The organism is Paenibacillus forsythiae T98, from assembly GCF_000520735.1.
GTDB classification, from domain to species: Bacteria; Bacillota; Bacilli; order Paenibacillales; family Paenibacillaceae; genus Paenibacillus_AQ; species Paenibacillus_AQ forsythiae.
On sequence record NZ_ASSC01000173.1, the window covers coordinates 1 to 6073 of the forward strand.

Sequence of the window (6073 nt, forward strand, 5' to 3'; positions counted from 1 at the left end):
CGCGTTCATTTGGTTACACCCCTATTTGCCGTTATAATATTATAATACCTTAGTGTTGCCTAAATTCATTTCTTTCAGGAGGATTTCCGGATGAGAACCGAAAATCAGATTAAATCCAAAATTAACGAGATGACACTCCAGCGCAGATCCTTGGAATCGCGAATCGCTCCCTTCAAGGAAGATGATCCGGGACGCGCGGGTCTGACCGCGCAGCTTGCCCGGCTGGAGGATATGATCATGATGCTCGAATGGGTGCTGAACGAGCCGGCCGGCAAGTATCACGCCTGACCGCTCGGAGATCGTCAGACCAGGCTTTTGCCGTAGCAGAGACAAGCCGGATTATCCGCATAAGGGCCGAAACGGTCAATCGGCCGGTAGCCGTGCTTCGTATAGAGCGCTATCGCTTCCGGCTGCTCGCCGCCCGTCTCCAGCCTCATTTCGCGGAATCCGGCCTCGCGCGCCCGGTCTTCGAGGTATCCGAGCATCCCGGCGGCAATTCCCAGCTTGCGGCTGTTTCGGTCCACGAAGAAGCGCTTCAGCTCGGCCGCAGGCGGCTCCGTGCCCTCCACCGGCCGGATTCCTCCGCAGCCGAGCGCTTCACCCTGGCGACGGGCGATCACAAAGATGATTTTGCGTACATCAGGATGATCGAAATCAACCCCGTAAATCCGCTCCTGCGGATATCTTTCCAGCAGCTCCTCATCCAGCCTCGCGATCAATATTCGCAGGTCGGGATTGCCGGAGTCCACTATGATATACTCTACTTCGGTGTTGCCCACTCCTATCTTCCTTTCTGCCGCTGTTGTTCCCGTCTCTTAACGGAAAATAGCCATGCCGATTAATCTTAACACGACAAGCCCCGGGCGAAAATGCCCGCGATGTCAAATGGCGATTTTTTTCTGCAAAATATGACCTTTTTGGCCCGTTCGCACGGGTTATGCGACTCCGCTCCCATTTCGCGCAGCAGGCCAGGCTCCCCGGAGTCCCCTGTCTTCGGAATGAAAGCGAGCCCATTTTATAAAAGTTATTTTGAGATAATCAAAATAACAGTTGAATCTTTCACCGTCATGTCTCATAATGTAGTTATCCAAACGGCTTTACATTCTATCTGGAAATCAGAGGAGGATACAGGAAATGAAATTTTTCTTGGATACCGGAAACATTGATGAAATAAAGCGTATTACGCGCCTTGGCCTGGTAGACGGCGTTACGACGAATCCATCGCTCATCGCCAAGGAAGGCAGACTGTTTAAAGACGTTATCAAAGAAATTGTTGAAATCGTTCCCGGACCGGTCAGCGCCGAGGTTATCGGCCTGAAAGCGGCGGAAATGCTTGAGGAAGCTTACGAAATCGCCGAGTGGGGCTCCAATGTCGTGATCAAGCTGCCCATGACGGAAGATGGTCTGGAAGCCTGCTATGAGCTCACGAAAAAGGGCATCAAAACGAACGTGACTCTGATCTTCTCCGCCGCCCAGGGCCTCATGGCCGCCAAGGCTGGAGCGACCTATATCAGCCCGTTCGTAGGGCGTCTGGACGACATCGGGGTGGACGGCATGAAGCTGATCAAAGACCTGAAGACCATTCTTTCCAACTACGGTCTTGCCTCCGAAATCATTGCCGCCAGCATCAGAAATATCGCCCATGTCGAGCAGGCCGCCCTCGCCGGAGCGCATATCGCCACCATTCCGGGCTCCCTGCTGCCTTCCCTGTGGAAGCATCCGCTGACCGACAATGGCATCGAGCGTTTCCTTAAAGACTGGGAGACGGTTCCCCAGGTTGCCAAGCAGCCGCAATAATTCCCGAAACGCCACCTGCAAAAAGCTCTTGCCCGAACCGCCGGGCAAGAGCTTTTTAACGTTAAGGCATGGTCGGCATAGCTAATGATGTTCATCAAGATCAGACCGGGGAACGGTTCTTGTGCCCGAAAGCGGCCTCCCGAACGGCGGGGTCCTTGTTGTAGCGGGAAACCTTCTCCCCCTTCTCCCCTTTGCTTGGCCTGATGGCGAATAAGGTCAGCAGTCCCCCAACAGCTCCAACTGCGGCCATAGTGCCGAACAGTGTCCAGTGGCCTGCTCCCATCAGCAGAGAAACGGCCGGAGGCCCAAGCGACACCCCGATAAACCGCATGCTGCTGTATAAGGAAGTAATTGTTCCGCGGTTCTCTTTTTCAATCCCTTCGGTAATCAGCGCGTCGAGGCAGGGAAGGGCGGCGCCGATGCCGATTCCGGCAAGTCCCAGAAACCCTACCATAAAGTAAATCCCCTTGTAAAAACCAGTGACTACCATGGATGCCGTAAGCAGCACCATTCCGCCGAATCCGAGCCATTTCATCAGCATTTTGTTTTTGCCGATTATTTTTCCGGCTCCAAATGAGGACAGGCACAGCAGCGCGAGCGGAACAGCCAGCACCAGGCCCTTCACCACGCCGCGAAGCCGGTATACCGACTCAAGCGTCTCCGACAGGTAGAAGAGAACGCCGAACGTGACGAACATGCAAATGCAGCCCACGGCGAATATGGCATACAGCCAGCGGCCTTTTTCATGCAGCACGCCCCGGATGCCCTTGAGAAATTGCCGAATGGTTGAAGTATCGCCTTCTTGCTTCTTCGGACTTTTGACCAAGAACAGAACCAGCAGAAAAGACATCAGGCAGAGCGCCGGAATGGCGATAAACGGCAGGAACCACAGCAGCGTTCCCAAATAAGCGCCGAGAATCGGACTGAGCACCTTGCCGAAGGTGTTGGAGGTTTCAATCAGGCCAAGACCTTTGCTGACCTCCTCTTCATCCCTGAACATGTCGCCGACAAAAGGCAGCACGATCGGAAAAGCTCCCGCCGCTCCGATGCCCTGCAGAAAGCGTCCCCCCAGAATCACCCAGTAAGCGGAGCCGCCTCCCATCAGCCATGCGGCTGCCGCAGACACGCCTCCGCCGAGAGCGGCGATTATCAGGCTCGGAAGAATGACCGTTTTGCGTCCGAACCTGTCGGAAAGATAGCCCGCAACGGGGATCATAATAATTGCTACGACCCCGTATACCGTTATTATCATGCTGACCTGAAAGGAGCTGATCGCCAGCTTTCGGGATATTTGGGGCAGCACAGGCAGCAGCATAGAGTTTCCAAGCGTCATAATCAGCGGAATAGACGCCAGCGCAAGCAAAGCCCATTTTTTATCTTTCATCTACGGACCACCTTTGCTCTTGGTTCATACATCCTTTATTGTGGTTCGTTCCGCCGCGATTATTCATAGCGCAATTGGACAATCGGACAAACCCGGTCTACCGGGCAGGAATACCGGGCTTCAGCGACTTGACGGGAATGAACCGGCTCGGTTTCCCAAGGTAAAAAATATGCAGGATATGCATCGCCCGGGTACAAGCCGTATAGAACAGCTTGCGTTCGCTCTCCCGGTCGTAGTTCTCCTCCGAGCCGTCGCAGATGATAACCGCGTCGAACTCGACGCCTTTGGCCAGATAAGCGGGCAGAACCAGCGTCCCCTTTTGAAAGTTCGGCGTATCTTTGGTTACAAGCTGAATCGGCAGTTTATCTTTAAGCAAGTCATAGATCCGGGAGCTTCCCTCAGCCGTCTTGCAGATAACCGCTACGTAAATGTAACCCCGGGAATGCAGGTCGAGAATATCCTCCTCCACCCGGGAGATCAGCTCCTCCCTGTCGGACACTTCCCTTACCAAAGGTTCTTCCCCTCTCCGGTTAAACGGAACAATCCGGTCGCCGCCGGGAATCATTAAGCGCGTAAACTCAACGATTTCAAAGGTGGAGCGGTAGCTTTGCGTCAGGGACACAACCTCCGTGTGATCCTCGCCGTAAATGCTCACCAGACCCGCCAGCTCGCCCAGCGCCTCACCCTGCGCGTAAATCGCCTGGTTGAGATCGCCGAGCACCGTCATTTTGGCCCTTGGAAACATGCGGCGCATAAATTCCAGCTGGAACGGCGAGTAATCCTGCACCTCATCCACGAACACATAGCGAATGAGGGTATTGGTATGGAATCCCTGGCTAAGCTCTTTCAAATATAAGAACGGTGTTGTGTCCTCGTACGAGAGTTCGCCATCCGCCAGCGCGGTCAGCGTCTGCCTGCTGACCGCATCCCAGCTCTCCGGAAGCGCCGTGCCTCCGTTCAGGCTGTCCAGCAGCTCCCGATCCTGAAACAAGCGGCAATAAAGGCCTTTGACGTCAACAAAGCGGCCGCGCTTGACCCAGCCCCGCAAGGGCTTGAGCCGCTGGCTGACCACATAGCGGGCAAGCATCTCCCTCTCTGTGTCATAATCGTCGAACGTCTCTTCCTTGCCCCGCTGCTTGCGCCTCGTCATCTGGTAGGCGCGGTGGTACTCCGAGGAGTCCAGCAGCTCGATCTGATCCTCCACCCAGTCCGCGCTTCGCTCCCGGGTGCTGAACAGGGCGACCTGCTTCAGCAGCCAGCTTGTCATAAGGTCAATCCGGTTCGCCAGCTTGATCGCGGGGTCGTAGCTGTAGAACTTTCTCTCCATCTCGTCTTTGCCTACAACCGCCTGGCCCTGGAACATCAAGGGCTTGAAGAGCATCCCCTCATGCTCCAGAAGGGACGCATAGCGGCGGATGACATCAAGAAAGGCAACCGAGGACTTGTAAGCGATTCCGTCCCGCCGGGCGTCCGTCTCCGGGCCGTCCGGGCTGTTCAGCAGCGTTTCGGTCTGGGTGAATACATCCTCAAGCTGAAACTCCTGACCCAGCCGGTGCTCCAGATACATCTGGAAAGTCGTCTGCTGCATGTTGTCCTCGCCCAGCTCGGGAAGAACAGTGGATACGTAGCTGTTGAACAGCGGATTAGGAGAGAACAGCAAAACTTGATCGGCCTCTAGACTGTCTCGGTACTTGTATAGCAGATAGGCAACGCGCTGAAGCGCGGCGGAGGTCTTCCCGCTTCCGGCCGCTCCCTGGACAACCAGCATTCGGCTGCGGTCGTTGCGGATAATGGCGTTCTGCTCTTTCTGGATCGTGGCGACGATATTCTTCATCCGGTCGTCCGCGCTGTGGCTGAGCACCTGTTGCAGCAGCTCATCGCCGATGGTGACGCCGGTATCGAACATAACCTCAATCTTGCCGTCATCGATGACGAACTGGCGCTTCAGGCTCATCTCACCGCTCACTGTTCCCGCCGGGGTCTCAAAGGATGCGGGACCCGGCGCGCCGTCATAATACAGACTGGAAATCGGCGCCCGCCAGTCGTAGATCAGAAATGTGCCGTCATCTTCCATCAGGGAGCCGATACCCAGATAAATGCGTTCCGTCTCTCCCTCCGGGGCTTCAGCGAAATCGATCCGTCCGAAGTAAGGAGACAGGACAAGCTTTCTATATTTTTTCAGCGCTTTGCTGGATTGCAAATGATGGCGTTCACGCTCAGACAACACCTGGGCCTGCTGCCGCAGACTGGTCGAGGTTTCCCCAAGATCGTCGGGGCTGCTGAAGTTGACCGTTACCTCTTCCCAGAAATCCTTGCGCAGCTCCACTACATCGCTGCGGTGCAGTCCCAGTTCCTCGGAGAGGGCCCGGATATGACGCTTCAGAAGTCCGGTTACGCGGTCTGCCCGGCGCTGCTCTTCTTTCCATTCTGTCTCGTTAATGGACACTCCAACTCATCCCCTTTTATAAGGTTGACACTACGTATAAAGCATGATATAATTAATGGTAGTATCTATGTAGATCGAAATTTGCTTTATATGGCATTTTTTCATTTTAACAATTTTCACCTTTGTTTTCAAGTTAGCGCATTACAGCATATTCGCATGTATAGACCAAGTGATCCGGTCCCTGAAGGGAACCGGATTTTTTATTGCTGCAAGAAAGCAGGCACATCACGCCTAACCCGGGAGCGAGGCTGGCAACGCCGGAATTTGAAGCATGGGCTTGTTAGAGAACGGCGCAGCCGCTTCCTCTCAAGCAGGTCCGGCTGTTACGGTTTGTCCTTCTCCTCGGAGCCCCGGTTAATCTGGTCCGCAACCCGGTCGAGCCGCTCCAGCTGATAGCCGTAATCATAGACGGCTCCGGCAACCACCGCCAGCCGAAGCCGGCTCCC

At 54.9% G+C, this 6073-nt stretch carries 5 protein-coding genes; 2 read left to right on the forward strand and 3 right to left on the reverse strand.

All coding sequences use genetic code 11. The annotated features are described in order from the left end of the window. Positions 1 to 90 precede the first annotated feature (90 nt). A complete protein-coding gene (locus L692_RS0106350; RefSeq protein WP_025698210.1) occupies positions 91 to 288 on the forward strand; it encodes a hypothetical protein in 198 nt (65 codons plus the stop codon). Positions 289 to 302: 14 nt separating this feature from the next. Here the strand turns inward: L692_RS0106350 and L692_RS0106355 are convergent, their stop codons facing one another. Further along, positions 303 to 779 (reverse strand): GNAT family N-acetyltransferase, encoded by a 477-nt coding sequence (locus tag L692_RS0106355; RefSeq protein WP_025698212.1) that lies wholly within the window; start codon positions 777 to 779, stop codon positions 303 to 305. Between the two features lie 355 nt (positions 780 to 1134). On the opposite strand from L692_RS0106355, the gene fsa reads away from it, so the two are divergent. Continuing rightward, entirely contained in the window at positions 1135 to 1797 is a 663-nt protein-coding gene (gene fsa, locus L692_RS0106360) for a fructose-6-phosphate aldolase (RefSeq protein WP_025698214.1), read from the forward strand. 100 nt (positions 1798 to 1897) lie between these two features. Here the strand turns inward: fsa and L692_RS0106365 are convergent, their stop codons facing one another. Continuing rightward, complete coding sequence (locus tag L692_RS0106365) at positions 1898 to 3181, reverse strand: MFS transporter (protein WP_025698216.1); 1284 nt, start codon at positions 3179 to 3181, stop codon at positions 1898 to 1900. 97 nt (positions 3182 to 3278) lie between these two features. Beyond that, a complete protein-coding gene (helD, locus tag L692_RS0106370; protein ID WP_025698218.1) occupies positions 3279 to 5627 on the reverse strand; it encodes an RNA polymerase recycling motor HelD in 2349 nt (782 codons plus the stop codon). Between the last annotated feature and the right edge of the window lie 446 nt (positions 5628 to 6073).